The sequence below is a fragment of the Streptomyces sp. NPDC023157 genome, assembly GCF_055560575.1.
This window is the reverse complement of record NZ_JBVHIL010000002.1, coordinates 464,945-490,123: the sequence shown is the minus strand read 5'-3', so window position 1 is coordinate 490,123 and position 25,179 is coordinate 464,945. Positions and strand designations below refer to the sequence as shown.

Below are 25,179 nucleotides of genomic sequence, written 5' to 3'. Positions count from 1 at the left end.
TCAGTAAAATGTCACACACTACAAAGGAGTCCTCTTATGTCTGACAGCACCACCACCACCGGCACCTGGACCCCCGCCCGCCCCTGGCGCGGCATCATGGTCGCCACCGCCCTGCCCCTGCGCGAGGACCGCTCCGTCGACTTCGACGCCTACGCGGACCACGTCCGCTGGCTCATCGACAACGGCTGCGACGGCGTGGTGCCCAACGGCTCGCTGGGCGAGTACCAGACGCTGACCGACGAGGAGCGGGCCCGCGTCGTCCGCACCGCCGTCGAGGCCGCCGGTGACGGCGCCAGGGTGATGCCCGGCGTCGCCGCCTACGGCAGCGCCGAGTCGCGCCGCTGGGCCGAGCAGGCCGCCGAGGCGGGCGCCGGTTCGGTCCTGCTGCTGCCCCCGAACGCCTTCCGCGCCGACGAGGAGGCCGTCCGGGCCCACTACGCGGACGTGGCGAAGGCCGGACTCCCGATCGTCGCGTACAACAACCCCATCGACACCAAGGTCGACCTGACCCCGCGCCTGCTCGCCCGGTTGCACGCCGACGGGAACATCGTGGCCGTCAAGGAGTTCAGCGGGGACGTGCGCCGCGCGTACGAGATCGCCGAACTGGCCCCGGAACTGGACCTGCTGATCGGCGCGGACGACGTCCTCCTGGAGCTGGCCCTGGCCGGTGCCGTCGGCTGGATCGCCGGCTACCCGAACGCCTTCCCCGCCTCCTGCTCCGCGCTGTACCACGCCGCCGTCGCGGGCGACCTGACCACCGCGCTGCCCCTCTACACGTCGCTGCACTCGCTGCTCCGCTGGGACTCCAAGACCGAGTTCGTCCAGGCCATCAAGTTGTCGATGGACCTGGCCGGCCGCCCCGGCGGCGCCACCCGTCCGCCGCGTCTCCCGCTCACGGGTGAGACGCTGACGGCCGTCCGCTCCGCCACCGAGAAGGCCCTGGCCGACGGCCACCACTGACAGCCCGCCGTACCGACGCCCACCAGCGACCGAGGGGAACCATGCGCACCAGTCACGTCTACCACGCGGTCAACTCGCACACCGAGGGCATGCCGACCCGCGTGATCACCGGGGGAGTGGGGGTGATCCCCGGCGCCACCATGGCGGAGAAGCGCGTCCACTTCATCGAGAACCTGGACCACCTGCGCACGCTGCTGATGTTCGAGCCGCGCGGGCACTCCGCGATGAGCGGCGCCATCCTCCAGCCGCCCACCCGCCCCGACGCGGACTACGGAGTCCTCTTCATCGAGGTCTCCGGCCTGCTGCCGATGTGCGGCCACGGCACCATCGGGGTCGCCACCGTCCTGGTCGAGACCGGCATGGTCCCGGTCAGCGAGCCGGTCACCACCGTCCGGCTCGACACCCCGGCGGGACTGGTCAGCGTGGACGTCAAGGTCGAGGACGGCGCCGCCCGCTCCGTCACCCTCACCAACGTCCCCGCCTTCAGCGCCGGCCTCGACCTCAAGGCCGAGGTCCCCGGCTACGGCACGGTCACCTACGACCTCGCGTACGGCGGCAACTTCTACGCCTTCGTAGAGCTCGACTCGATCGGCCTGCCCTTCGACCGGGCCCGCAAGGACGACCTGCTCGCCTTCGGTCTGTCCCTCATGGACACGATCAACGCGGGCCCGGACCGCCCGGTCCACCCGGAGGACCCGCGGCAGAGCGGCGTCAAGCACGTCTACCTGGCCGCCCCCGGCTCCGACGGGCACCGCTCGAAGCACGCCATGGCGATCCACCCCGGCTGGTTCGACCGCTCCCCGTGCGGCACGGGCACCAGCGCCCGGATGGCCCAGCTGCACGCCCGCGGACTGCTCGGCCCGGACCAGGACTTCGTCAACGAGTCCTTCATCGGGACCGAGTTCACCGGCCGGATCGTCGGCGAGACCACGATCGCCGGACTCCCCGCCATCGTGCCCACCGTCACCGGACGGGCCTGGATCACCGGCACCGGCCAGTACTTCCTCGACCCGACCGACCCCTTCCCGGCGGGATTCCTGCTGTGAGCTCCACGGAGGTGCGGACCACCGACTACCACACGGCCGGCGAACCCTTCCGGATCGTCGACCTCGCCGCCGCCGGCCTGCCGCCCGTGCCCGGCGACACCGTCGCCGAGCGCCGCGCCACCCTCCTCGGCCCGGCCGGCAACGGCACGGCGCCCCGGCCCGGCCCGCTGGACGGCCTGCGCCGGCTGCTCGTCCAGGAACCGCGCGGCCACGCCGGCATGTACGGCGGCTTCGTCGTGCCCCCGGACGACGACGGGGCGCACCTCGGCGTCCTGTTCTGGCACAAGGACGGCTACTCGACCGCCTGCGGCCACGGCACCATCGCGCTCGGCGCCTGGGCCGTGGACTCCGGCCTGGTCGCCGCCCCGGAGAACGGACGGGACGTCGAGGTGCGGATCGACGTCCCGTCAGGACGGGTCACCGCGACCGTCCACCGCGCGGGAGGCCGCACCACCGGTGTCACCTTCCGCAACGTCCCGGCCCGCGTGTCCGGCCGGGGCGTCCCGGTGGCCACGAGCCGCGGCACGGTCCAGGTCGACCTCGCGCACGCCGGCGCCTGCTACGCCTCGGTCGCCGCCCGCGACCTCGGCCTGCGCGTCGACCGCGCCGACCTGACCGAGCTCGTGGCCGCCGGCCGGGAGATCCGGGCGGGCCTCGCCGGCCACCCGGCCACCCGCCATCCGGACGACCCCCTGCTGTCCGGGGTGTACGGCGTGATCCTGTACGAGGAGCTCCCCGACACCCCGGCCGGGCCCAGCCAGCGGAACGTCACCGTCTTCGCCGACGGCCAGATCGACCGCTCGCCCTGCGGCTCCGGCACCTCCACCCGGCTCGCCCTCCTCGCCGACGAGGGACGCCTGAAGGAGGGCGACACGCTGACCCACACCTCCCTCGTGGACACCGTGTTCACCGGCCGGATCGCGCCCGGCGGGGACACGCCGGACGGACTGGTCACCACCGTGACCGGCACCGCCCACCGCACCGGCGAGCACCTCTTCACGCTCGACCCGTACGACACGCTCGGCTCGGGGTTCCCCCTGTGACGGGCGCCCCGCTCTGGATCGACGCCCCGGCCGTGGCACGGCTGCTCTCCCCGGCCGGCGCCGTCGACGCGCTGGCAGGGGTGCTCGCCGAGGGCCTCGACCCGGAGACCTGCCCGCAGCGGACCGCGCTGCCGGTGCCCGGCGGCGAACTGCTGCTGATGCCCGCGGCCTCGGAAGCCTGGGCCGGGGTGAAGGTCGCCGGTGTCGCACCCGGCAACGCGGCCCTCGGGCTGCCCCGCATCACCGGCAGCTACCTCCTCCTCGACGGCCCCACCCTCCGCCCCGTCGCCCTGCTCGACGGCGCCGCGCTCACCTCGCTGCGCACCCCGGCCGTCTCCGCCCTGGCGGTCCGGCACCTCGCCCGGGCGGACGGGCCGCTGCGCCTGGTGCTCTTCGGCTCGGGCCCGCAGGCCTTCGCCCACCTCGACGCGGTGCTCGCGGTACGGGAGCTCGCCGAGACGGTCGTCGTCGCCCGCAACCCGGAGGGTGCCCGGCGGCTGGCCGCGTACGCCGAGGGGCTCGGCGTGCCGAAGGCCCGTACCGGCACGGCGTGGGACGTGGCGGGGGCGGACCTCGTGGTGTGCTGCACCACGGCCCGCGAACCGCTCTTCGACGGGCGGCTGGTGCCGCCGGGCGCCACCGTCGTCGCCGTCGGCTCGCACGAGCCGGACGCCCGCGAGGTCGACACCGCCCTGGTCCGCAGGGCCGAGGTGTACGTCGAGTCGCGGGCGGCGGCGCTGCGCGAGGCCGGGGACCTGCTGATCCCCGAAGCCGAGGGCGCGGTCGGCCCGGGCCACATCACCGGCACCCTCGCCGACCTGGCCGCCGGGCGCGCCCCGGCGGATCCCGAGGTCCCGCGCCTCTTCAAGAGCGTCGGCATGGCCTGGGAGGATCTGGCGGTGGCGGTCGCGGTGTACCGGGCCGCCCTCGCGGAGGCGTCTGGGACGTCTGGGGCGCCTGAGGCGTCGGATACGTCCGAGGCGTCGGATATGCCGGAAGGGGACGGAGGGTCCGGCAGCGAAACGTGACATTGTACGCTGTCCTCCTGCTAGTTCTCGGAGGAACAGCGTGGGTGACCTGAAGCAGCACAGTCTCATCAAGGCCCAGGAACGGCTGCGCGACCAGGTCGGTCACGCGCTCAGGGCCGCTTTGATAGCGGGCGAACTACGGCCGGGAAGCGTCTATTCGGCGCCCGGCCTGGCCGCCGAACTCGGCGTGTCGGCCACACCGGTGCGCGAAGCCATGCTCGACCTCGCCCGCGAGGGCCTGGTCGAGCCGGTCCGCAACAAGGGCTTCCGGATCACGGAGGTCAGCGAGCGCGAGCTCGACCAGTGCACCGAGCTGCGCATGCTGATCGAGGTCCCGACGATCGGCCGGGTCACCGAACTGGCCACGCCCGAGCAGCTGGAGGCGCTGCGGCCGCTCGCCCTGGAGATCGTCCGCAACGCCCGTGAGCACAACCTCATCGGCTACCTGGAGGCGGACCGGCTCTTCCACCTCACGCTGCTCGGCCTGGCCGGGAACGACCGGCTGGTGGAGACCGTCGGGGACCTGCGCAAGCGCTCCCGGCTGTACGGGCTCACCGGCCTCGACGAGGCCGGCAAGCTGGTCTCCTCGGCCGAGGAGCACGTCGAGCTCCTCGACCTGATGATCGCCGGGGACGTGAAGGGCGCCGAGTCCTGCATGCACCGGCACCTGGGCCATGTGCGCTCACTGTGGGCCGAGGCCCGCGACGAGCCGGTCGAGCGCCCCGCCGGGCGGCTGGGCCAGGTCCGCAAGGGCTGAGAGCGGGCGCCGGAGCTGCTGGGGAGCCGTCGAGGAGCCGCCGAGGTATGCCTCGGCGGCTCCGGGGCTCAGCGCATGCTCTGGCCGTACACGTGGTCGACGGGCATGCGCATCAGCACCCGTCCGTCGGCCACCATCGCCGCCCGGTACTCGTCCCAGTCGGGGTGCTCACCGGCGGCCAGTCGGTAGTACTCCACCAAGGCCTCGACCTCCGGCCCGTGCGGGTCGGTGCCGGGGCCGGTGAGCGTCACCGTGCCCTCGGCGGTCGCCCAGGACCGCCCGTCGCCGCTGGTGACCTCCAGGGCCGCGCGCGGGTCGCGGCGCAGGTTCGCCGTCTTGGCGCGGCCCTCCGTCATCGACACGTACAGCGTCTCCGTCGCCGGGTCGTAGTACGGCATGACGGGGGAGAGCTGCGGGCGGCCGTCGGCCTTGAGGGTGGCGAGGACGCCGAGCCGGCTCTTCGCGAGCAGTTCGCGGGGGTCGAAACCTGAGGTCGTCATGGTCGTTCCAAGCCCCGCGCGGGGCCGCTTTGTTCCCGCGGGTCAGGCCTTCTTCACGACGCTGGACTTGAGCTGCATCGGGCCGAAGCCGTCGACCTTGCAGTCGATGTCGTGCCCGTCGACGCCGTCCACGAGACGGATGTTGCGGACCTTGGTGCCGGCCTTGATGCCGCTCGGGCTGCCCTTGACCTTCAGGGTCTTGACCACGGTCACGGTGTCGCCGTCGGCGAGCACGTTGCCGACCGCGTCCTTCACCACCCGCTCCCCGGCCGCGGCGTCGCCGCCGGCCGGGGCGGCCGCGCCGGCCGTCCACTCGTGGCCGCACTCGGGACACACGAGGAGCGCGCCCATCTCGTACGTGTAGGCGCCGGAGCACTGGGGGCAGGGGGGAAGGGTCTCGTTCACCCGGAGATCGTAAGTGGCGGGCCGCTTCATCGCGAAAAGAGACGATTACCTGACTTCTCGGCGTCGCGCCCACGCGCCCGCACCGGCCAGTGCCACGCCGGCGCTGGCCAGACCGAGCACCGCGCCACCCGCCACGTCACCGGGGTAGTGGACGCCCGTGTGGACCCGCGAGTACCCGACGGCCCAGGCCAGCAGGGTCAGCGGGACGGCGGCCGGCGGAAGGACCACGCCCACCGCCGTGGCGAACGCGACCGCCGACGCGGTGTGCCCCGACGGGAAGGACGCCGAGCTCGGCATCGGCACGTGCCGGTCCACCGTCACCCGGGCCGCCTCCCGGTCGGGCCGCGGGCGCCGCACCAGCCGCTTGCCGAGCAGGTTCGCCGAGGCCGACGCCACCGCGATCGCGCCGACGCCGACCAGCGCGGCCGAGCGGGCCCGGCCCCCGGCGAGGGCGAGCGCGGCGGCCACGGCGAAGGAGATCTTGGAGTTGTCGGCCGCGTGGGAGAGGCGCCGGAGCCCCCGGTCCAGGGCCGGGGTGGGGGTCGCGGCCACCGCCGCGTACAGGGCGCCGTCGATCGCCCGCAGATCGGCGAGCACGGCCCGGGGGCCGGGGCCCGCGGCGGCGGCGAGGGTCTCGGCCAAGGGCTCGGCGGGCTGTTCGGCAGGCTGTCCCTGCGGCTGCTCGTGCGGCTGCTCGTGGGGCCGGCCGTCAGTGGGCTCGGGCATGGTGTTCTCCTCGGGGGCCGAAGGCCAGGATGACGATCCGGCCCCAGTTCAGCGGGGGTACGGGCGGTGCGGTCCCGGGGCGGTCGCGCGGGACGAGGACGCGCAGGGCGCGCGGCCGCAGGGTGCACAGGACGGGGGTCGGCAGGGTCAGCGCCTCGCCGTCGACGGCCACCGGGAGGGTGTCGGCCTCGGTGGTGACCTCGACCCGGTGGGCGGTCAGGACGTTCAGGCCGGTGGACTGGGTGCCGCGGACGGCGAGCTCGGCGGCCTGCGCCGCGCCCTCCACCCGGACGGCGATGACGCCCAGCTCGCCGCGGTCCAGGCGGGGCCGCCGCCCGCCGCCGAGCGGGTCGGGCGAGACGTACGGGTTGTTGCTGATCAACAGCGCCTGCTGGCCCCGGAGCGAGGTGTCGTCGGCCTCGGCGTCGAGGCGCCCGCCCTCGCCGCCGGCCAGCAGCTCGGGCATCGCGTTCAGCGCCGTGCCCGCCTTCGCGTCCCGGTACTCGGGGCGCTGCACGACATCCGCGTACACCCCGAAGGAGACCGTGTTCACGAAGGGGCGCCCCGCGACCTCACCCAGGTCGACCCGCAGCTCCTCACCGTCCGTCAGGGCGTCCAGGCAGCGGGACGGGTCGGTGCGGTCCAGGCCGAGGTCCATGGCGAAGTGGTTGCGGGTGCCGGCGCTGATCACCAGGAACGGCAGGTCGTGCTCGGCGGCGACCGCCGCGACCAGCGCCTGCGTGCCGTCGCCGCCCGCCACGCCGAGCAGGTCGGCGCCGTCGGCGACGGCCCGGCGGGCGAGCGCCTCGGCGTCGGCCTGCCCGCCCGGCTCCGGCGGCTCCAGGAGGATCACCCGCGCGCCGAGCCGCTCGGCCAGCTCGACCAGGCCGAAGCGTTCGACCTTGCCGCCGCCCGACTTCGGGTTCATCAGCAGCACGGGACGCCGCGGGCGCGCCGCGGGTGCCGCCGGACGGTGCGGGCGCGGCCGGGGCAGGGCCGCGCGGGCGCAGAACAGGGCCACGCCCCACAGGCCGAGCGAGAGCAGGGCCGTCGGCCACAGGCCGCCCCGGATGTAGAGGACGAGCAGCCCGACGGGCGCCCCGGCCGCGAGGAGCGCGCCCAGGAACCGGACGGGCCCGCGGTGGGCCAGGAACCACCAGGTGCCCGCCGCGCACAGGACGAGGCCCACCAGACCGCTGAACACGATCAGCAGGCCGCCGGCCCCGAACGGGACGAACAGCGCGACGACCGCGGCCACCGCCGCCAGCAGCGCACAGCGCGCGAACAGGCGCTCGCGGGACCGGGCCCGCGCCCCCGTACCGGATTCACTCACCACTGCCTCCCCATGTCTCGACCCCAGCCTCGTACCCCGTCGGGCCCCGTACCCCACCCACGGGTCCGTTCGGGTGACGCCTCGGCAGGCCACCTCGGCGGGTCCGGCCGGATACCGATTGTGGTGGCGGCGGAGAGGCGAAAGGATCGCTGGGGTGCGTGAACAGATGCCTGCAGAGCTGCCCGAGGCCACCAAGCTGTCCGACGGAGTCGTCACCCTACTGCCCCCGCCCCCCGCCGAAGCGGAACCCGAGGCGCGCGACCCGTACCGTTCCTTCGGGATCCGGGCCGGGCGGTGCGTGGGAAGCGTCGGACTGCGGTTCGCCGCCGCCGGACTGGCCCACGGCGACGTCGACGTGACCTACCGGCTGCACCCCGAGGCCCGCGGCCGCGGCTTCGCCACCCGCGCTGTCCTGCTGGCGTGCGCCCACGCCCGCTGCGAGGGCGCCCGCCGCGCGGTGATCCAGACCCCCGCCGACGATCCGGCCGCGGCGGCGGTCGCACGACGCGCCGGGTTCCTGCGGCGCGGCCAGATCAGCCACCGGGACGGCACCGTCGTCGACTGGTACGTGCGGGAACTCGACCGCACCTGAGGACGGGGCGTCCGGTGGGCGGTCCCGTCACGCCAGGATGCCGCTGCCGTGCGGCGCGTACAGGTCGAGCAGCCTGACCCGCGTCACATGGAGGCGGTAGGCCAGGATCTGGCCGACCCAGAACACCACCGAGGCGCCGAACTCCGCGTCCGTGCGGCACATCGACCGCACGGCCGTGCCGTCGAACTCGTGGGCCCGTACCGGGGTCATCGCCTCCGCGCCCGACTGGCACAGATACGGCGGGAACAGCCAGGACAGGCCGACCAGCTCCCCGTGGCGCAGCGTGTCGATCACGGGCGAGCCGCGACCGGGGACCTTGGCGTCGAGAGTGACCGCGCCCGTCTTGACGATCCAGAACCGGTCGGCGTGCTGCTGCTCCTCGAAGAGCCGGTGGCCCGACTCGAAGTACACGTCCTCGGCGAACGCCATGAGCCGTTCCCGGTGCTCGGGCGGCAGGCTGCTGATCTTGGGTGCGGCAGTGCTCATGGCGGACCTCCTCGGACCCGGCGACGGCGGTGCGTCCCGCCTCCAGTGTCCGTCGCCCGCGCGCGGCGCGCAGACGCCGCACGCGGGCCGTCACACGGACGCCGTACGGGGCGGAGCCGGCGGCCCGGCACCGCTTACGTTCGGTGGCGTACCGGTCACTCTCCGCTTAGCGTGGGACTCCCGGGGGGACCCCCACCTAGAACGGTGCCGCTCATGGCAGACAAGCCCTCGATCGTCCTGGTCCACGGATTCTGGGGCGGAGCCGCCCACTGGTCACACGTCATCACCGAACTGCACCGGCGCGGCTTCGGCGACCTGCACGCCGTCGAGAACCCGCTGACCTCGCTCGCCGACGACGCCGAACGCACCCGCAAGATGATCCGTCAGGCGGCCGGTCCCGTCGTGCTCGTCGGGCACTCCTACGGCGGCGCCGTCATCTCCGAGGCCGGGGACCTGCCGAACGTCTCCGCCCTGGTCTACATCGCCGCGTTCGCCCCGGACGCCGGCGAGAGCCCCGGTCAGATCAGCCAGGAGCACCCGCCGGCCGCGTTCGACAACATCGTGCCCGACTCCGACGGCTACCTCTGGATCAAGCAGGACGCCTTCCACGAGAGCTTCTGTCAGGACCTGAGCGCCGACGAGGCCCTCGTCATGGGCGTCACACAGAAGGCCCCGCTCGGCTCGACCTTCGGCGACAACGTGACGGCCCCGGCCTGGCGCGCCAAGCCCTGCTGGTACCAGGTGTCGACCCAGGACCGGATGATCCACCCGGACAACGAGCGCCGGATGGCCGCGCGGATGAACCCGGTCAAGACCATCGAACTCGACGCGAGCCACGCCTCGCTCGCCTCCCAGCCCGGCGCGGTCGTCGACCTCATCGAGGTCGCGGCCCGCGAGACCACCGGCTGAGGAACACCCCGCCGCCGGGCGCGGGGCCCGGGCCGCCCGGCGGCCCCGCGCGGGCTACTCTCCGCGAGTCCCGGTCACGAGGTGGCCCCCCGCCGGGTGGGCTCGGTGAAGCGTTCGGGGTGGGCGCCGTTTGCGAAGCCCTCGCTGCCGGCGACCGGGACGAGGGCGGGGAACGCGCCGGGGGCGCGCAGGGCGAAGAGGCAGTCGAGCCGGTCGCCCGCGGCGGGCGAGACGGTGTCCCGGGCCGGTGCCAGCAGGAACACCGTCTCTCCTGCGGCGGGCCGGGCGACGGCGTCCACGGAGCGCCCGAAGACGGGCCGGGTGTCGAGACCGGCCGTCAGCCAGCCGTCGACATCGGCCTCCAGGGCCTCCGCCTGGCCGTCCAGCGCGTGCCGTCGGCACCAGGCGGCGCCCTCCTCCCTGATCCGCAGCAGCAGCGCGCGGTCGGCGCCGTCGGGCCGGGGCACCCTCCCGTCCTCGGCCTGCCGGGACCGGAAGCGGTCCACCAGCGGGATCAGCGAGTCCGTGAGCACGGCGCCCTCGGCGCGCAGATGGTCCGGGACGGGCGGGATGTCGTCCGGTCTCGTGTACGTCACCGTGGGTGAGCCTCTCCGTGGGCCTGCGGGGGCACCGGCCGGAGCCGCGTGTCCGCCCGGAACGGTCAAGATCCAAGCAATCCCGGGCGGCCCGGGGCAAGGCCTTTCACGGCCTGTCCCGCATGACGGGACACGCGGCGGTACGCGCGGCGGACACGTCACGGCGCGCAGGCCGCGACGCTCCGCGCGACACCGCTCCGCGTGCGCCCGTCCGGCGGAGGGCGGAGCATGAACGTGAGGAGGGGCGGCCGACGGGGGAGGTGACCAGGAGGGTGCCATGCCCGTCCCGGACGGCGGTGACACACTCGTCGTACTCAAAGACGTGGACAAGCACTTCGGGACCCTCCATGTGCTCCAGTCCATCGACCTCACCATCCACCGCGGCGAGGTCGTGGTCGTCATCGGCCCCTCCGGTTCCGGCAAGTCCACACTCTGCCGTGCGATCAACCGCCTGGAGACCATCGACTCGGGCGAGATCGTCGTCGACGGCAGACCGCTGCCCGCCGAGGGACGGGAACTGGCCGCGCTCCGCGCCGACGTCGGCATGGTCTTCCAGTCCTTCAACCTCTTCGCGCACAAGACGGTGCTCGACAACGTCACCCTCGGCCAGATCAAGGTCCGCAAGAAGGACCGCAAGAGCGCCGAGGAGCGGGCCCGCACCCTCCTGGACCGGGTCGGGGTCGCCACCCAGGCGGACAAGTACCCGGCGCAGCTCTCCGGCGGCCAGCAGCAGCGGGTCGCCATCGCCCGGGCGCTCGCCATGGACCCGAAGGTCATGCTCTTCGACGAGCCGACCTCGGCGCTCGACCCGGAGATGATCAACGAGGTCCTGGAGGTGATGCAGCAGCTGGCCCGGGACGGCATGACGATGGTGGTCGTCACCCACGAGATGGGGTTCGCCCGGTCGGCGGCCAACCGCGTGGTGTTCATGGCCGAAGGCCGGATCGTCGAACAGGCCACGCCCGAGGAGTTCTTCGGCAACCCGCGCAGCGAGCGCGCCAAGGACTTCCTGTCGAAGATCCTCCATCACTGACCCGTACATGTGTGACCCGTACACCGTCCGCACCACCGTGGGGTGATGACCATGAATCCGCTCAGGACCCGAAGGTTCACCATCGCCGCCGCCGCGGCGGTCGTCCTCTCGTTCACCGGGACCGCCTACGCCTCCGGCGGGGCGGCCGCGCACCGCGACGACGGGAAGATCACCGTAGGCATCAAGTTCGACCAGCCCGGCATCGGCCTGAAGACCCCGGACGGCACCTACACCGGCTTCGACGTCGACGTCGCCACGTACGTCGCCAAGCAGCTCGGCCACGACCCGAAGGACATCGTCTGGAAGGAGGCCAAGAGCGCCGACCGGGAGAGCCTGCTCCAGCGCGGCGACGTGGACTTCATCGCGGCCTCGTACTCGATCACCCCCAAGCGGGCCGAGAAGGTCGACTTCGCCGGGCCGTACCTGCTCGCCCACCAGGACGTGCTGATCCGCGCCGACGACAACTCGATCACCAAGCCCTCGGACCTGAACAACAAGAAGCTCTGCTCCGTGACCGGCTCCACCTCCGCGCAGAACGTCAAGACGAAGATCGCCCCGGACGCCCAGCTCCAGGAGTACGGCGGTTACTCCGAGTGCCTGACCGGCCTGGAGAACGGTGTCATCGACGCGATCACCACCGACGACTCGATCCTCGCCGGATACGCCTCGCAGCCCGAGTTCAAGGGCAAGTTCAAGCTGGGCGGCTTCAAGCTGAGCAACGAGAACTACGGCATCGGCGTCCAGAAGGGCAGCGAGCTCAAGGGGAAGATCAACACGGCGCTGGAGAAGATGGTGGCCGACGGGTCCTGGGCCGCGGCCGTGCAGAAGAACTTCGGTCCCGCCGGATACCAGGCCGAGCCCGCACCGAAGATCGGCGTGGTCGTCCAGTGAGCGGGCCGTCGTGTTCGACTTCCTGGAGGGCTACGACCTGCTGGGAGCCTTCTGGACGACGGTCCGGCTGACCTTCTTCTCCGCGATCGGCTCCCTGGTCTGGGGGACGCTGCTGGCTGCCATGCGGGTCAGCCCCGTCCCCCTGATGCGGGGCTTCGGCTCCGTCTACGTCAACATCGTCCGCAACATCCCCCTCACCGTCATCATCGTCTTCACCTCGCTGGGCCTCTTCCAGACCCTCGGGGTCAGCATGGGCGCCGAGGACTTCACCACCATCAACTTCCGGCTCGCCGTCCTCGGCCTCACCGCCTACACCTCCGCCTTCGTCTGCGAGGCGCTGCGCTCCGGCATCAACACCGTGCCCCTCGGGCAGGTCGAGGCGGCCCGGGCCATCGGGCTGAACTTCTCGCAGACCCTGCGGATGATCGTGATGCCGCAGGCCTTCCGCTCGGTCGTCGGCCCCCTCGCCAACGTCCTGATCGCCCTCACCAAGAACACCACCGTCGCCGCCGCCATCGGCGTCGCCGAAGCCGCCCTGCTGATGCGCGAGATGATCGAGAACGAGGCCCAGCTGCTGCTGATCTCCGCCGTCTTCGCCGTCGGCTTCCTCTGCCTCACCCTGCCCACCGGGCTGTTCCTCGGCTGGGTCGCCAAGAAGGTCGCGGTGAAGCGATGAAAGGGACGCGGGACGGGACGGGGGAGGCGAAGGGGAAGAGGAAGAGGGAGGGGAAGACGACGGAGAAGGGGAAGGCGAAGGCGCCGAAGGAGTCCGGGGCCGTCCTCTACGACGTCCCCGGGCCGCGTGCCCGGCGGCGCAACCTCCTCCTCACCCTGCTCTTCCTCCTCGCCGTCGGCGGCGTCGTGTGGTGGGTGGTGGCGAGCCTCGCCGACAAGGACCAGCTCGCCTGGGCCAAGTGGGCGCCCTTCTTCACGGACCCCCGGGTCTGGCACACGTACCTGCTGCCGGCCCTGAAGAACACCGTCACTGCCGCCGCCCTCGCGATGGGCATCGCCCTGCCGCTCGGCGCGTTCCTCGGCGTCGCCCGGCTCTCCGACCACCGCTGGGTGCGCGGTACGGCAGGGCCCGTGGTCGAGTTCTTCCGCGCCATCCCCGTGCTCATCCTGATGCTCTTCGCCAACGCCGCCTACGCCGAGTTCACCGGCATCAGCCCGGAGAGCAGGCCCCTGTACGCCGTCGTCACCGGGCTCGTCCTCTACAACGCCTCCGTCCTCGCCGAGGTCGTCCGCGCCGGGATCCTCGCGCTGCCGGCCGGGCAGACCGACGCGGCCAAGGCGATCGGGATGCGCAAGGGCCAGACCATGGCGTACGTGCTGCTGCCGCAGTCGGTCACGGCGATGCTGCCCGCCCTGGTCAGCCAGCTCGTCGTCATCGTCAAGGACACGGCGCTGGGCGGCGCCATGCTCGGCTTCTCCGAACTCCTCGCCTCCGTCCGCCCGATGAGCGCCAACTACGGGGCGAACACGATCGCCTCCTTCACCGTGGTCGCCGTCGTCTTCGTCGTCCTCAACTTCGCCCTCACCAGCTTCGCCTCGTGGCTGGAGCGGCGGCTGCGCCGCGGCAAGCGGTCCACGGGAGCGGTGGTCGGCGCCGACGCGGTGGAGGACCTGGCGGCGCCGGGCGAGCCGGGCCGTACGGGGCCGTTCTGACCCGGGCGCGCCGCGGGCCGTGCTCAGCCGCCGGCGGTGGTCTGCCGAAACCCAGGGCATGACCTTCACGCCCGCACCGCCGCCGACCCGCGCTCCGGACCGTACCGACCGCCTCCTCGCCGCCCTCGGAGGGATCCTCGCCGGATGCGGCGGGCTCGCCGTCGCCGCGCTCGTCACGGTCACCGTCCGCCCCGAGGCGGCACCCGTCGTCGCCGTCGGCGGCTTCGTCGTCGACCACACCCCGGCGGGCGTCAAGGAATGGGCCATCCGCACCTTCGGCGAGAGCGACAAGGACGTCCTCCAGACCGGCGTCCTGATCGTCCTCGCCGTCCTCGCGGCCGGCCTCGGCGTCCTCGCGCTGCGGCACCGTGCCCTCGCCCTCGCCGGGGTGGGCGCGCTCGGCCTGGTGGGCGCCCTGGCCGCCGTGACCCGCCCCGACTCGGAGTCCTGGACGGACGTCCTGCCCGCCCTCGCCGGGGCCGCGGCCTCGGCGGCGGTCCTGTACCTGTTGACCCGGCGGCTCGTCGGCCCGCCCACGACCACGCCCGCGCGGTCCCGGCGCCGCTTCCTGGTCGCCGGGGCGGGCACCCTCGTCGGCGCCGTCGGGGCCACCTTCCTCGCCCGGTCGGCCGGCGGGGACCGCTCCGCGAACGCCACCGCCTCCCGCAACGCCCTCCGGCTGCCCCGCCCCGCCTCGCCGGCCCCCGCCGTGCCGGCCGGCGCGCAGCTCCCGGTCGACGGGATCAGCCCCTTCGTCACGCCCAACCGCGACTTCTACCGGGTCGACACGGCCCTCGTCGTGCCCCGGGTCGACGCCGACTCCTGGACCCTGCGCATCCACGGCCTGGGCGTGTCCCGCGAGCTCACCGTCACCCTGCGGGACCTGTTCCGGCGCGAGGTCGTCGAGCGGGACCTCACTCTCAACTGCGTGTCCAACGAGGTCGGCGGACCGTACATCGGCAACGCCCGCTGGCTGGGCGTGCGCCTCGCCGACCTGCTGCGGGAGGCCGGGGTGCGCCCGCCGTCGGCCGGCGGGCCCGCCGACCAGCTCGTCGCGCGCTCCGTCGACGGCATGACCATCGGCAGCCCCGTGGAGACCGTCATGGACGGCCGGGACGCGCTGCTCGCCTTCGGGATGAACGGCGAGCCGCTGCCCTTCGTCCACGGCTTCCCCGTGCGGATGCTCGTCCCCGGCCTGTACGGCTACGTCTCCGCCTGCAAGTGGATCTCCTCGCTCGAACTGACCACCTTCGCCGCGTACGACGCCTACTGGGTGCCGCGCGGCTGGTCGGCCCAGGCGCCCGTGAAGACCCAGTCCCGGATCGACACCCCGAAGGCCTACAGCGAACCGAGGGCGGGCACGGTCGCCGTCGCCGGGGTCGCCTGGGCCCAGCACCGGGGCGTCTCCCGCGTCCAGGTACGGGTCGACGACGGCCCCTGGCAGGACGCCGAGCTGGGCGCGCAGGACAGCCGCGACACCTGGCGCGAGTGGGTGTACCGCTGGCGCGCGGAGCCCGGACGGCACACCCTCACCGCCCGGGCGACCGACGGCACCGGGGCGGTGCAGACCGAGCAGCGGGCCGGGACCATGCCCGACGGGGCCACCGGACTGCACTCCGTCACGGTCACCGTCGCAGCAGCTCAAGGGGGAGCGCCGGCACGTGGTGCCCGGCCCGGCCCGTCGTCGACCGGGCGGCGGTGAGCGCGTTCAGGACGGCCTCCTCGACCGCCTCCACCACCGCCGTGCAGAACGGGTCGATCCGGCCCCACGGCACGAACCGCAGCGTCTCGTAGGGCGCCGGGCCGTCCTTCTCGGGGAACGTGCTGGTCAGCGCCGACTCGTTCGCCGTGGAGAAGGCGAGGAACAGGTCGCCCGAGAAGTGGCTGCCCGTGGTGCCCGTCCGGGCGAGACCCAGCGGCACTCGCCGGGCCAGCGCCTTGCACTGGCCCGGCAGCAGCGGCGCGTCCGTCGCCACGACCACCACCACGGAACCCGCCCCCGGCGGCACCCGCCCCGCCTCCCCGGCCGGCGGGAGCCGCCGGCCCACCGGGTCCCCCGCCACCACCAGCTCGTGCCGGGCGCCGAAATTGGCCTGCACATGGACCCCGACCGTGTACCGGTCCGCCCCGTACGGGACCACCCGGGAGGCCGTGCCGACCCCGCCCTTGAAGCCGTAGCAGCGCATCCCCGTACCGCCGCCGACACAGCCCTCCGCGACCGGGCCCGAGGCCGCCGCGTCCAGCGCCGCGGCCGCGTGCTCCGGGCGCACGGCGGGGCCGTGGATGTCGTTGAGATACCCGTCCCAGGTCTCCGTCACCACCGGCAGCAGCCACTCGGGCGCCAGGTCCGCGCGGTGCCGGGCCACCCAGTCGACCACCCCGCGGTGCACCGGCCCGACCGCGTACGTGTGGGTCAGCAGCACCGGCACCGCGAGCGCGCCGCTCTCCTCCACCCAGGTCGTCCCGGTCATCTCGCCGTTGCCGTTCAGCGCGTACCAGCCCGCCGCGCAGGGCACCCCCACCCCGGTCCGGCCGCGCGGCAGGACGGCCGTCACGCCCGTGCGGACGTCCTCCCCCTCGATCAGGGTCACATGGCCGACCTGGACGCCCGGCACATCGGTGATCGCGTTCCAGGGCCCCGGCTCACCGGTCAGTGGAACGCCCAACTCGCGTACTCTCGCGCGTACTTCCGTCATGGGCGGCACCGTACCGCCCCCCGCCGGGGTGCCGGTGGCGGACCGGCGGAGCACCATGAAGACATGAACGGCACCGGCGGCACCGGCGGCACGGAGCGCGCGCCCGGGATGGGCGAGATCAGCGCCCCGGGCCGCGTCGCGGGCCCCGACGAGGGCATCGGCGCAGCCGAGCTGGCCCTCGCCGCCCGCAACCACGGACTGCCCCTCGAAGCACTGCGCTACGACACCAGCCCGCCCGGCCTGCACTACGTCCTGGTCCACTACGACATCCCCGCCGCCGACACCGAGGACTGGCGGCTCACCGTCGGCGGCCGGGTGCGCCGCCCGCTGGACCTCGACGTCGCGGCGCTGCGCGCCCGTCCGGCCGTCACCCACCGGGTCACCCTGGAGTGCGCGGGCAACGGCCGGGCCCGTCTCAGCCCCCGCCCGGTCAGCCAGCCCTGGATCGTCGAGGCCGTCGGCACCGCCGACTGGACCGGCGTCCCGCTGGCCGCCCTGCTCGCCGAGGCGGGCCCCGCCGACGGCGCCGTCGAAGCCGTCTTCACCGGCGCCGACCACGGCGTCGAACGCGGCACCGAACAGGACTACCGGCGCAGCCTCCCGCTCCCGCTCGCCGCCGACCCGGCGCGCGGCGTGCTCGTCGCGTACGCCATGAACGGCGCCCCGCTGCCGCCCCAGCACGGGCACCCGCTGCGCCTGGTCGTGCCCGGCTGGTACGGCATGGCCTCCGTGAAGTGGCTGACCGGCGTCACCGTCACCGACACCCCGTTCACAGGCTTCCAGCAGGCCGTCGCCTACCGCTACCGGCAGGGCCCCGACGAGCCCGGCACCCCCGTGGACGTCATCGCGCCCCGCGCCCTGATGATCCCGCCCGGCTTCCCCGACTTCATGTCCCGCACCCGTGTCGTCCGCCCCGGCCCCGTCCCCCTCACCGGCCGCGCCTGGTCCGGACACGGGCCGGTGACCCGCGTGGAGCTCAGCGCCGACGGGGAGCGCACCTGGACCGACGCCGAGGTGACCGCCGACCCCGGGAACCCCTGGGCCTGGGCCGCGTGGCGCACCTCCTGGAAGGCGACCCCGGGCCCGTACCTGCTCACCGTCCGCGCCACCGACGCCACCGGCCGCACCCAGCCGCTCACGGCCCCCTGGAACCGGGGCGGCTTCGGCAACAACCTGGTGCAGCGGGTGGAAGTGCTCTGCGTCACGTAGCGGCAGTGGATGGCCGCCACCGGGTCCCGGGGCGGGCGACAGGCGCCGCGCGGGCCGCATAGAGTCGGAGCGGACGCCGCACACCACGCACCACCGAGGAGCATTCCGTGACCGACCCGGAGACCACCGCCCTGCAGCAGCGGATCGCCCGTGAGCTCGAGGTCGGCGAGACCTTCGACCCGCGCGCGGAGATCGACCGCCGGGTGGCCTTCCTCGCCGAGCGCCTCACCTCCACCGGCCTGGGCTGCCTGGTCCTCGGCATCAGCGGCGGCGTCGACTCCACCACCGCCGGACGGCTCTGCCAGCTCGCCGTCGAGCGCGCCCGCGCCACCGGCCACCAGGCCACCTTCTACGCCATGCGGCTGCCCTACGGCGTCCAGGCCGACGAGCGCGACGCCCGGCTCGCCCTCGACTTCATCCGCGCCGACGAGGTCCTCACCGTCGACATCAAGGCGGCCAGCGACGCCGCCCTGGACGCCACCGTCGCCGCCGGGACCGCCTTCCGCGACCCGCACCACCAGGACTTCGTGCACGGCAACATCAAGGCCCGGCAGCGGATGATCGCCCAGTACGCGGTCGCGGGCGCCCACAACGGGCTGGTCGTCGGCACCGACCACGCCGCCGAGGCCGTCTCCGGCTTCTTCACCAAGTACGGCGACGGCGCCGCCGACCTCGTCCCGCTCACCGGCCTCACCAAGCGCCGGGTGCGCGCCGTGGCCGCCGAGCTGGGCGCCCCCGCCGAGCTGGTCTGGAAGACCCCCACCGCCGACCTGGAGACCCTCGACCCGGGCAAGCCCGACGAGGACGCCCTCGGCGTGACGTACGACGAGATCGACGACTTCCTGGAGGGCAAGCCGGTCGGCGAGGCCGCCTTCGCCTCGATCGTCCGCCGCTACGAGCTCACCGAGCACAAGCGCCGGCTGCCGATCGCGCCCTGACCGGCACCACCCCACCGCGCGACCAGCGTCAACCGCACGACCAGCACGAACAGGAACAGCCAGGTGTCCACCTTCCGGCAGCCCGGACTCGTCCTCACCGACCGCCGCTTCAGCGTCCCCCTCGACCACGGCGCCCCCGACGGCGAACGGATCGAGATCCACGGACGGGAGGTCGTCGCGAGCGACCGGGCAGCCGACCGGGCCGGCCTGCCCTGGCTGCTCTACCTGGAGGGTGGGCCCGGGTTCGGGGCCCGCCGCTTCATCGGCCCGGAGGCCTGGCTCGGCCGGGCGGTGCGCGAGTTCCGGGTGCTCCTGCTCGACCAGCGGGGCACCGGCGCCTCCACCCCCGCCAACCGGCAGACCCTGCCGCTGCGCGGCACCCCGCGCGAACAGGCCGACTACCTCGCCCACTTCCGCGCCGACTCCATCGTCAAGGACTGCGAGCTGATCCGCCGGGAGCTGACCGGCGGCGCCCCCTGGACCGTCCTCGGCCAGAGCTTCGGCGGCTTCTGCGCCACCCACTACCTCGGCGCCGCCCCCGAGGGCCTGGAGACCGTGCTCATCACGGGCGGGCTGCCCTCCCTCACCGCCACCGCCGACGAGGTCTACCGGGCCGCGTTCCCGCGCGTGCGGCGCAAGAACGAGGCCCACTACGCCCGTTACCCCGACGACGTCGAGCGGGCCCGCCGGATCGCCGCCCACCTCGCCGCGCACGAGGTCGTGCTGCCCGGCGGCGGCGCGCTGACCCCCGAGGCCTTCCAGTCCCTCGGCATCCTGCTCGGCGGCGGCGACGGCACCCACCAGCTCCATCTGCTCCTGGAGGACGCCTTCGTCCCCACCACGGCGGGCCCCGCCCTGTCCGACGCCTTCCTCGAAGGCGTCCAGGCCCACCTCTCGTTCGCCGGCCACCCGCTCTACGCCCTGCTGCACGAGGCCATCTACGCGCAGGGGCAGGGCCCGACCGACTGGGCCGCCGAACGCGTACGGGCCGGGCTCCCCGAGTTCGACGCGGCCAGGACCCTCGCGGGCGACGCCCCGCTCCTGTTCACCGGGGAGACGATCCACCCCTGGCACTTCGCCACCGACCCGGCCCTGCGCCCGCTGCGCGAGACCGCCGAACTCCTCGCCGCCCGCACCGACTGGGCCCCGCTCTACGACCCGGCGCGGCTCGCCGCCAACGAGGTCCCGGTGGCCGCCGCCGTCTACCACGACGACATGTACGTGGACACCGCCCACGCGCTGAGCACCGCGCGGGCCGTCCGGGGCCTTCGCACCTGGGTCACCGACGAGTTCGAGCACGACGGTGTACGGGCCGGCGGCCCCCGCGTCCTCGACCGGCTGCTCGCCCTGGCCCGCGGCGAACTCTGACCCCCGGCCCGCCCGCCGCGCGGGGATAGGATGCGCCGCGCGACCGGGTCCGCACCCGGTCGCCCGCCGGCCGGCCCGCGGCCGGTGGTCCGCGCACCAGGGGGCCCGGTGGCACACGGCGAGATCCCGGCGTCCGGACGCGAGCTGAAGTTCCGTGCCCTGACGGCCCAGTTGCGCCGCGGCCTGCTCGACGGCACCTGGCCGCCCGGCAGCAAGCTGCCCACCGAACGGGCCCTCGCCGCCGAGACCGGGGTCTCCGTGACCACCGTCCGCCGGGCGTACGAGGACCTCGTCGCCCTCGGCCTGGTCCAACGGCGCCAGGGCGCGGGCACGTTCGCCGCCCACCGCGCCGAGGAGGAGCGGGCCGACCGCCGGGTCGTCGGCGTCCTCGTCCCCGACACCGCGTTCTACTACCCGCGCGTCCTCCAGGGCATCGAGCAGGAACTCGCCGCCGCCGGCGCCCGGCTCGTCCTCGCCTGCTCCCATTACGACCAGGCCGAGGAGGACGCCGCCGTCGTCCGGCTGCTCGGCGCGGGCGTCCACGGGCTGCTGCTCGTCCCCTCCCTGCACACCGCCGCCGACCCCGGGCGGCGCGCCGAGGAACTCCTCGCCCTGCCCGTGCCGGCCGTTCTGGTCGAGCGCCGGCTCGCCGCGCACGGCCCCGGCGACCCCACCGAGCACGTCTGTACCGACCACGAGGGCGGCGCCTACGACGCCGTACGGCATCTGAAGGCCCTCGGACACCTTCGGTTCGGGCTCGTCGTGCGCTCGGACGCGCCGACCACGGCCCCCATCGAGTCCGGCTTCGCCCGCGCCGTGGCCGACCTGGGGCTGCCCGAGGCGTGCCGGGAGAGCGAGGCCATGGGGGAGTGGGACGCGGGCCGCGCCGACCGGGCCGTGGCCGCGCTCCGCGAAGCCGGGGTCACCGCCGCGCTCTGCTTCGGCGACCGCGAGGCCACGCTGGTCCTCGGCGCCGCCCGCCGGGCCGGTCTGCGGGTCCCCGAGGACCTGGCCCTGATCAGCTACGACAACGAGTTCGCGGACGTGGCCGAGACCCCGCTGACGGCCGTCTCCCCGCCGAAGTTCCAGCTCGGCAGGCTCGCCGCGCAGATCCTGCTCCGCCGGCTCGCCGAGGGCGACGCGGCCCCGCTCCACCAGGTGCAGCTGCGCCCGCGGCTGGTCGTACGGGCGTCGTGCGGGGCACCCCGGAGTGCGCGGGGTTGAGTGTTTCATCGGGTCTACGCTCAAAAAAGTCCAAGTCATGCGCACTGTTTGCTCATTGTTCGCTATCGTCTCCCGGGGTAGAACACCGTTCGAGCCCCGGCGTCCGCCCCGGGACCTGGCCCCGAGAGGACGCGCATGACCACCCACGTGGACATCGAGATCGCCAGCCAGCCGGACTGCTGGCGGCGGGCCGCCGAGATCGCCGCGGCACGGGCCGACCTGCTGCCCCGCACCGGTGAACGGGTGGCCGTCGTCGGCTGCGGCACCTCGTACTTCATCGCCCGCGCCTACGCCGCCCTGCGGGAGTCGCTCGGCGGCGGCGAGACCGACGCCTTCCCCGCCTCCGACCCGACGCCGCTCGGTCGGGGCTACGACCGGATCGTGGCGCTCACCCGCTCGGGCACCACCACCGAGGTCGCCGAGCTGCTGGCCCGGGCCGCCGGGCGCACCCCCACCCTCGTCCTCACCGGCGTGCCGGGCAGCCCGGCCGCGCGGCTCGCCGACGCCGTCCTCGACCTCCCCTTCGCCGACGAGCGTTCCGTGGTGCAGACCCGGTTCCCCACCACCGCGCTCCAACTCCTCAGGGCCGGACTCGGCGTCGACCTCGGTCCCTCGATCGCCGACGCCGAACTCGTCCTGTACGAGCCGCTGCCCGCGAGCTGGACGCGGCACGGGCAGTTCACCTTCCTCGGCACCGGCTGGACCGTCGGCCTCGCCGACGAGGCGGCGCTCAAGCTGCGCGGCGCCGCCCGCGCCTGGACCGAGTCGTACCCGGCGATGGAGTACCGGCACGGCCCGATCGGCATCAGCGACCCCGGCAGCCTGGTGTGGTGCCTCGGCCCGGTCCCGCCCGGCCTCGCCGACGAAGTAGCCTCCACCGGGGCCCGGTTCGTCGCTGACGCCCTCGACCCGGTCGCCGCCCTGGTGCGCGCCCAGCGGCTCGCCGTCGCCCTCGCGGACCGCCGCGGCCTCAACCCCGACCGCCCCCGCCACCTCACCCGCTCGGTGATCCTCGCCGGGGCCCGCTGAACCGGTCTGGAGCGCCCCTGGAGCGCTGCCTGAAGCCTGCTCGGACGGCCCCGGCATCGCGAGCCGGAGCCGCCCCCCGGCTGCCGGGCGCGGGACGTATCCTGCGCCCATGATCGACACCACCGGGCAGGCCCCGCCGCAACTGGAAGAGATGCCCTCCGACTGGCAGCGCGCCCTCGCCGTCGTCGCCCACCCCGACGACCTGGAGTACGGCTGCGCCGCGGCCGTCGCGGGCTGGACCGACGCGGGCAAGGAGGTCGTCTACGTCCTCGCCACCCGTGGCGAGGCGGGCATCGACGGCCTCGAACCCGCCGTGTGCGGCCCGTTGCGCGAGCGGGAGCAGCGGGACAGCGCGGCGGTGGTCGGGGTGCGGACCGTGGAGTTCCTGGACCACCGCGACGGCGTGATCGAGTACGGGCTCGGGCTGCGCCGCGACATCGCCGCCGCCATCCGCCGCCACCGCCCCGAACTCGTCCTCACCCTCAACCACCGTGACACCTGGGGCCCGGAGCCCGGCGGTGCCTGGAACACCCCGGACCACCTGGCCGTGGGCCGGGCGGTCCTGGACGCGGCGGCGGACGCGGGCAACCGCTGGATCTTCCCCGAGCTGACCGAGCAGGGCCTCGCCCCGTGGAACGGGGTGCGCTGGGTCGCCGTCGCCGGTTCGAACCTCCCCACCCACGCGGTCGACGCCGGACCGGGCCTGGAGCGCGCCACCCGTTCGCTGCTCGCCCACCGCACCTACATCGAGGCGCTGACCGACCAGGACGCGGACGCGTACTGCCGTGAGTTCGTCGCGATGTCGACGGGCCGCGCCTCGGACCGCTTCGGGGGCCGCCCCGCGGTGGCGTTCGAGGTGTTCCCCCGGTAGGGGACGGGCGCTAGGCTCCACGCCCGGACCTATCTGACGGTCCGTCAGGCAGGTGGAGGGCAGGGGGCGGTGCGGTGATCGACACGCTCGACCACACGGTCCCGGAGGGCGAGGAACGGCTCACCCTCCGGGTCGAGGACGGCATCGGGGTGGTCACCCTGTGCCGCCCGGAGAAGCTCAACGGCTGGAGCTGGGAGGCCAGTCGGCAGCTCGGTCTCGTCAGCGACCGGATCCGCTTCGACGAGCGGATCCGGGCCGTGCTGCTGCGGGCCGAGGGCCGGGCCTTCTGCGCGGGGATCGACGTCACCGCGCCCGGCGGGGCCATCACCGGACGCTCGGCGGCCGAGCGCACCGAGAACTACGCCGAGGGCATCCGCTGGGTCCACGAACGCTTCGCCGCCTTCGCCCGGCTGCCGCAGCCCGTCGTCGCCGCCGTCCAGGGCTACTGCCTCGGCTTCGGCTTCGAGCTGGCCCTCATGGCCGATGTCCGCGTCGCCGCCGCCGACGCCGTCTTCGCGCTCCCCGAGACCGGCATCGGCGTCGCCGTCGACGCGGGCGGCGACCTGCGGATCGCCCGCGAGGCGGGCGCCGGCTGGGCCAAGTACCTGGCGCTCACCGGCCGGCGGATCGACGCCCACACCGCCGAACGCCTCGGTCTGGTCCAGCGGGTCACCGCCCCCGAGGAGCTCGCGGCGGCGGCGTACGAGACGGCCGAGGCCGTCGCGGCGGCCGCCCCGCTCGCCGTCCGGGCGGTGAAGCGCAACATCGACGCCTTCGCCGACCAGGGCCTCGCCGCCGCCCTCGACCGCACCGCGCTCGCCGCCGCGCTCACGCTCACCTCCGAGGACGCCCGCGAGGGCTACGCGGCGAAGGCGGCCCGCAGGCCGCCCCGCTTCGAGGGCCGCTGAGCACCGGGCGGGCGCCGGACGGACCCCGGGCGGGCGCCGTCCCGGCCCCGGGCCCGCCGCGTACTACATGGTGGGGGCGGGCTTCAGTACGGCGAAGGGGGCGCCGGACGGGTCCGCCAGCCAGGCGATCCGGCCCACGTCCGGGACGTCCGCGGGCGGCATCAGGACCGAGCCGCCGCTCTCCTGGACCGAGGCGGCGACCACGTCGGCGTCCGTCGTGGCGAAGTACGGGATCCAGCGCGCCTTGTCCGCGCCCGGCTGGAGCGGCGCCACCCCGCCGAAGGAGGCGTCCTGCTGGTCCCCGGAGGCCGTGGAGATCACCCGGTAGGTCATGCCGGGCGCCTCCATCTCCTTCCAGCGCCAGCCGAACAGGCCGCGGTAGAACCCGAGGACCGCCTCCGGGTCGGCCACGTGCAGCTCGGCCCAGAGCAGGGTGTGGTTCTCGGAGGTCCGCTCCAGGCCCTTCACGGCCTTCGGCTCCCAGACGGCGAACTCGGCGCCGCCCGGGTCGGTCAGGGCGGCCATCCGGCCGGCCTCCATCACGTCCATGGGCGCCATCCGGACGGTGCCGCCGCCCTTCTCGGCCGCCTTGGCGGTGGCCTCGGCGTCCGGGGTCTCGAAGTAGACCGTCCAGGCGCTGCTCGCGCCCTCCTGGGTGAGCGGGCCGAGGGCGGCGACGGTCTTGCCGTCCTGCTGGAAGAAGCCGTAGCCGCCGGCGTCGGGACCGGCCGAGACGAAGTCCCAGCCGAAGACCCGGCCGTAGAAGGTGGCGGCGGCGTCGGTGTCGGGGCTGCCGAGGTCGAGCCAGTCGGGCGAGCCCGTGGTGAAGTCCGTACCGAGCATGGGAGGAGTTCCGTCCTTCCGGGTGGGGAGGCCGTGCCGAAGCGGAGCGGGTGGCCGGGTTCCGGCCACCATGGCCGATCCTCACCCCCTCCTGGGTCCTCCGCAGCCCTGCCACCCCGG

Annotated in this window: 27 protein-coding genes; 19 read left to right on the top strand and 8 right to left on the bottom strand. The window is 74.3% G+C overall.

Features of this window, described 5'->3' with window-relative positions; all coding sequences use genetic code 11:
• Positions 1-36 precede the first annotated feature (36 nt).
• From ACZ3ZE_RS07870 to ACZ3ZE_RS07850, 5 genes are read left to right on the top strand one after another with little or no spacing between them, the layout of a single operon-like run.
• Entirely contained in the window at positions 37-960 is a 924-nt protein-coding gene (locus ACZ3ZE_RS07870) for a dihydrodipicolinate synthase family protein (protein ID WP_361624474.1), read from the top strand.
• 41 nt (positions 961-1,001) lie between these two features.
• The gene (locus ACZ3ZE_RS07865; protein WP_361173524.1) at positions 1,002-2,006 is read left to right on the top strand and encodes a proline racemase family protein; all 1,005 of its coding nucleotides are present in this window, start codon (positions 1,002-1,004) and stop codon (positions 2,004-2,006) included.
• Positions 2,003-3,049 (top strand): proline racemase family protein, encoded by a 1,047-nt coding sequence (locus ACZ3ZE_RS07860; RefSeq protein WP_361173527.1) that lies wholly within the window; start codon positions 2,003-2,005, stop codon positions 3,047-3,049. Before ACZ3ZE_RS07865 ends, ACZ3ZE_RS07860 begins: the two co-directional genes overlap by 4 nt.
• A complete protein-coding gene (locus ACZ3ZE_RS07855; RefSeq protein ID WP_361173530.1) occupies positions 3,046-4,077 on the top strand; it encodes an ornithine cyclodeaminase family protein in 1,032 nt (343 codons plus the stop codon). Before ACZ3ZE_RS07860 ends, ACZ3ZE_RS07855 begins: the two co-directional genes overlap by 4 nt.
• 40 nt (positions 4,078-4,117) lie before the next feature.
• Entirely contained in the window at positions 4,118-4,834 is a 717-nt protein-coding gene (locus ACZ3ZE_RS07850) for a GntR family transcriptional regulator (protein ID WP_361173533.1), read from the top strand.
• 68 nt (positions 4,835-4,902) lie between these two features.
• On the opposite strand, the gene ACZ3ZE_RS07845 is transcribed toward ACZ3ZE_RS07850, so the two are convergent.
• The 4 genes from ACZ3ZE_RS07845 to ACZ3ZE_RS07830 are packed head-to-tail and all read right to left on the bottom strand — an operon-like array spanning position 4,903 to position 7,798.
• Positions 4,903-5,334 (bottom strand): PPOX class F420-dependent oxidoreductase, encoded by a 432-nt coding sequence (locus ACZ3ZE_RS07845; protein ID WP_361173536.1) that lies wholly within the window; start codon positions 5,332-5,334, stop codon positions 4,903-4,905.
• A 42-nt stretch (positions 5,335-5,376) separates the two neighbouring features.
• Complete coding sequence (locus tag ACZ3ZE_RS07840) at positions 5,377-5,739, bottom strand: zinc ribbon domain-containing protein YjdM (RefSeq protein WP_442305309.1); 363 nt, start codon at positions 5,737-5,739, stop codon at positions 5,377-5,379.
• Positions 5,740-5,784: 45 nt separating this feature from the next.
• Entirely contained in the window at positions 5,785-6,465 is a 681-nt protein-coding gene (locus ACZ3ZE_RS07835) for a phosphatase PAP2 family protein (protein WP_361173541.1), read from the bottom strand.
• Positions 6,449-7,798, bottom strand: a complete 1,350-nt coding sequence (locus ACZ3ZE_RS07830) for a diacylglycerol/lipid kinase family protein (protein WP_361624471.1) — start codon at positions 7,796-7,798, stop codon at positions 6,449-6,451. The genes ACZ3ZE_RS07835 and ACZ3ZE_RS07830 overlap by 17 nt, the downstream gene beginning before the upstream one ends.
• Positions 7,799-7,964: 166 nt before the next feature.
• Between ACZ3ZE_RS07830 and ACZ3ZE_RS07825 the strand changes: the two genes are divergently transcribed.
• Complete coding sequence (locus ACZ3ZE_RS07825) at positions 7,965-8,390, top strand: GNAT family N-acetyltransferase (protein ID WP_467257932.1); 426 nt, start codon at positions 7,965-7,967, stop codon at positions 8,388-8,390.
• A gap of 27 nt (positions 8,391-8,417) precedes the next feature.
• Here the strand turns inward: ACZ3ZE_RS07825 and ACZ3ZE_RS07820 are convergent, their stop codons facing one another.
• Positions 8,418-8,876 carry a cyclic nucleotide-binding domain-containing protein gene (locus ACZ3ZE_RS07820; RefSeq protein ID WP_361173550.1) on the bottom strand — a complete coding sequence of 153 codons (459 nt, stop codon included), beginning with the start codon at positions 8,874-8,876 and terminating at the stop codon, positions 8,418-8,420.
• A gap of 213 nt (positions 8,877-9,089) precedes the next feature.
• Between ACZ3ZE_RS07820 and ACZ3ZE_RS07815 the strand changes: the two genes are divergently transcribed.
• A complete protein-coding gene (locus ACZ3ZE_RS07815) occupies positions 9,090-9,785 on the top strand; it encodes an alpha/beta hydrolase (protein WP_361173553.1) in 696 nt (231 codons plus the stop codon).
• Between the two features lie 74 nt (positions 9,786-9,859).
• Here the strand turns inward: ACZ3ZE_RS07815 and ACZ3ZE_RS07810 are convergent, their stop codons facing one another.
• Positions 9,860-10,381 carry a hypothetical protein gene (locus ACZ3ZE_RS07810; RefSeq protein WP_361624468.1) on the bottom strand — a complete coding sequence of 174 codons (522 nt, stop codon included), beginning with the start codon at positions 10,379-10,381 and terminating at the stop codon, positions 9,860-9,862.
• A gap of 277 nt (positions 10,382-10,658) precedes the next feature.
• Between ACZ3ZE_RS07810 and ACZ3ZE_RS07805 the strand changes: the two genes are divergently transcribed.
• The 5 genes from ACZ3ZE_RS07805 to ACZ3ZE_RS07785 are packed head-to-tail and all read left to right on the top strand — an operon-like array spanning position 10,659 to position 15,675.
• Positions 10,659-11,414: an amino acid ABC transporter ATP-binding protein gene (locus ACZ3ZE_RS07805; protein WP_361173559.1), complete on the top strand. Its 756-nt coding sequence runs from the start codon at positions 10,659-10,661 to the stop codon at positions 11,412-11,414.
• Between the two features lie 45 nt (positions 11,415-11,459).
• Positions 11,460-12,305 carry a glutamate ABC transporter substrate-binding protein gene (locus tag ACZ3ZE_RS07800; protein WP_361173562.1) on the top strand — a complete coding sequence of 282 codons (846 nt, stop codon included), beginning with the start codon at positions 11,460-11,462 and terminating at the stop codon, positions 12,303-12,305.
• 10 nt (positions 12,306-12,315) lie between these two features.
• Positions 12,316-12,981 (top strand): amino acid ABC transporter permease, encoded by a 666-nt coding sequence (locus ACZ3ZE_RS07795; protein ID WP_361173565.1) that lies wholly within the window; start codon positions 12,316-12,318, stop codon positions 12,979-12,981.
• Complete coding sequence (locus ACZ3ZE_RS07790) at positions 12,978-13,973, top strand: amino acid ABC transporter permease (protein ID WP_361624465.1); 996 nt, start codon at positions 12,978-12,980, stop codon at positions 13,971-13,973. The genes ACZ3ZE_RS07795 and ACZ3ZE_RS07790 overlap by 4 nt, the downstream gene beginning before the upstream one ends.
• A gap of 58 nt (positions 13,974-14,031) precedes the next feature.
• On the top strand, positions 14,032-15,675 hold the full coding sequence (locus ACZ3ZE_RS07785) for a molybdopterin-dependent oxidoreductase (RefSeq protein ID WP_467257929.1): 1,644 nt from the start codon (positions 14,032-14,034) through the stop codon (positions 15,673-15,675).
• Here the strand turns inward: ACZ3ZE_RS07785 and ACZ3ZE_RS07780 are convergent.
• On the bottom strand, positions 15,599-16,669 hold the full coding sequence (locus ACZ3ZE_RS07780) for a DmpA family aminopeptidase (protein WP_361624459.1): 1,071 nt from the start codon (positions 16,667-16,669) through the stop codon (positions 15,599-15,601). The two genes, ACZ3ZE_RS07785 and ACZ3ZE_RS07780, sit on opposite strands and share 77 nt — an antisense overlap.
• A 63-nt stretch (positions 16,670-16,732) precedes the next feature.
• Between ACZ3ZE_RS07780 and ACZ3ZE_RS07775 the strand changes: the two genes are divergently transcribed.
• The 7 genes from ACZ3ZE_RS07775 to ACZ3ZE_RS07745 all read left to right on the top strand — a co-directional run bounded on the left by ACZ3ZE_RS07775 (position 16,733) and on the right by ACZ3ZE_RS07745 (position 24,216).
• A complete protein-coding gene (locus tag ACZ3ZE_RS07775; protein ID WP_442305314.1) occupies positions 16,733-17,878 on the top strand; it encodes a sulfite oxidase in 1,146 nt (381 codons plus the stop codon).
• 107 nt (positions 17,879-17,985) lie between these two features.
• On the top strand, positions 17,986-18,816 hold the full coding sequence (gene nadE / locus ACZ3ZE_RS07770) for an ammonia-dependent NAD(+) synthetase (RefSeq protein WP_467257926.1): 831 nt from the start codon (positions 17,986-17,988) through the stop codon (positions 18,814-18,816).
• A 63-nt stretch (positions 18,817-18,879) separates the two neighbouring features.
• Positions 18,880-20,184, top strand: coding sequence for an alpha/beta fold hydrolase (locus ACZ3ZE_RS07765; RefSeq protein ID WP_467257923.1), 1,305 nt, complete (start codon positions 18,880-18,882; stop codon positions 20,182-20,184).
• A gap of 108 nt (positions 20,185-20,292) precedes the next feature.
• Positions 20,293-21,408 carry a LacI family DNA-binding transcriptional regulator gene (locus ACZ3ZE_RS07760; RefSeq protein WP_361173586.1) on the top strand — a complete coding sequence of 372 codons (1,116 nt, stop codon included), beginning with the start codon at positions 20,293-20,295 and terminating at the stop codon, positions 21,406-21,408.
• 135 nt (positions 21,409-21,543) lie between these two features.
• On the top strand, positions 21,544-22,437 hold the full coding sequence (locus tag ACZ3ZE_RS07755) for an SIS domain-containing protein (protein WP_361173589.1): 894 nt from the start codon (positions 21,544-21,546) through the stop codon (positions 22,435-22,437).
• Positions 22,438-22,546: 109 nt separating this feature from the next.
• Positions 22,547-23,308, top strand: coding sequence for a PIG-L deacetylase family protein (locus ACZ3ZE_RS07750; protein WP_361173592.1), 762 nt, complete (start codon positions 22,547-22,549; stop codon positions 23,306-23,308).
• Positions 23,309-23,382: 74 nt separating this feature from the next.
• Complete coding sequence (locus tag ACZ3ZE_RS07745; RefSeq protein ID WP_361173595.1) at positions 23,383-24,216, top strand: enoyl-CoA hydratase/isomerase family protein; 834 nt, start codon at positions 23,383-23,385, stop codon at positions 24,214-24,216.
• A 63-nt stretch (positions 24,217-24,279) separates the two neighbouring features.
• On the opposite strand, the gene ACZ3ZE_RS07740 is transcribed toward ACZ3ZE_RS07745, so the two are convergent.
• The gene (locus ACZ3ZE_RS07740) at positions 24,280-25,059 is read right to left on the bottom strand and encodes a VOC family protein (RefSeq protein WP_361173598.1); all 780 of its coding nucleotides are present in this window, start codon (positions 25,057-25,059) and stop codon (positions 24,280-24,282) included.
• Positions 25,060-25,179: the final 120 nt, after the last annotated feature.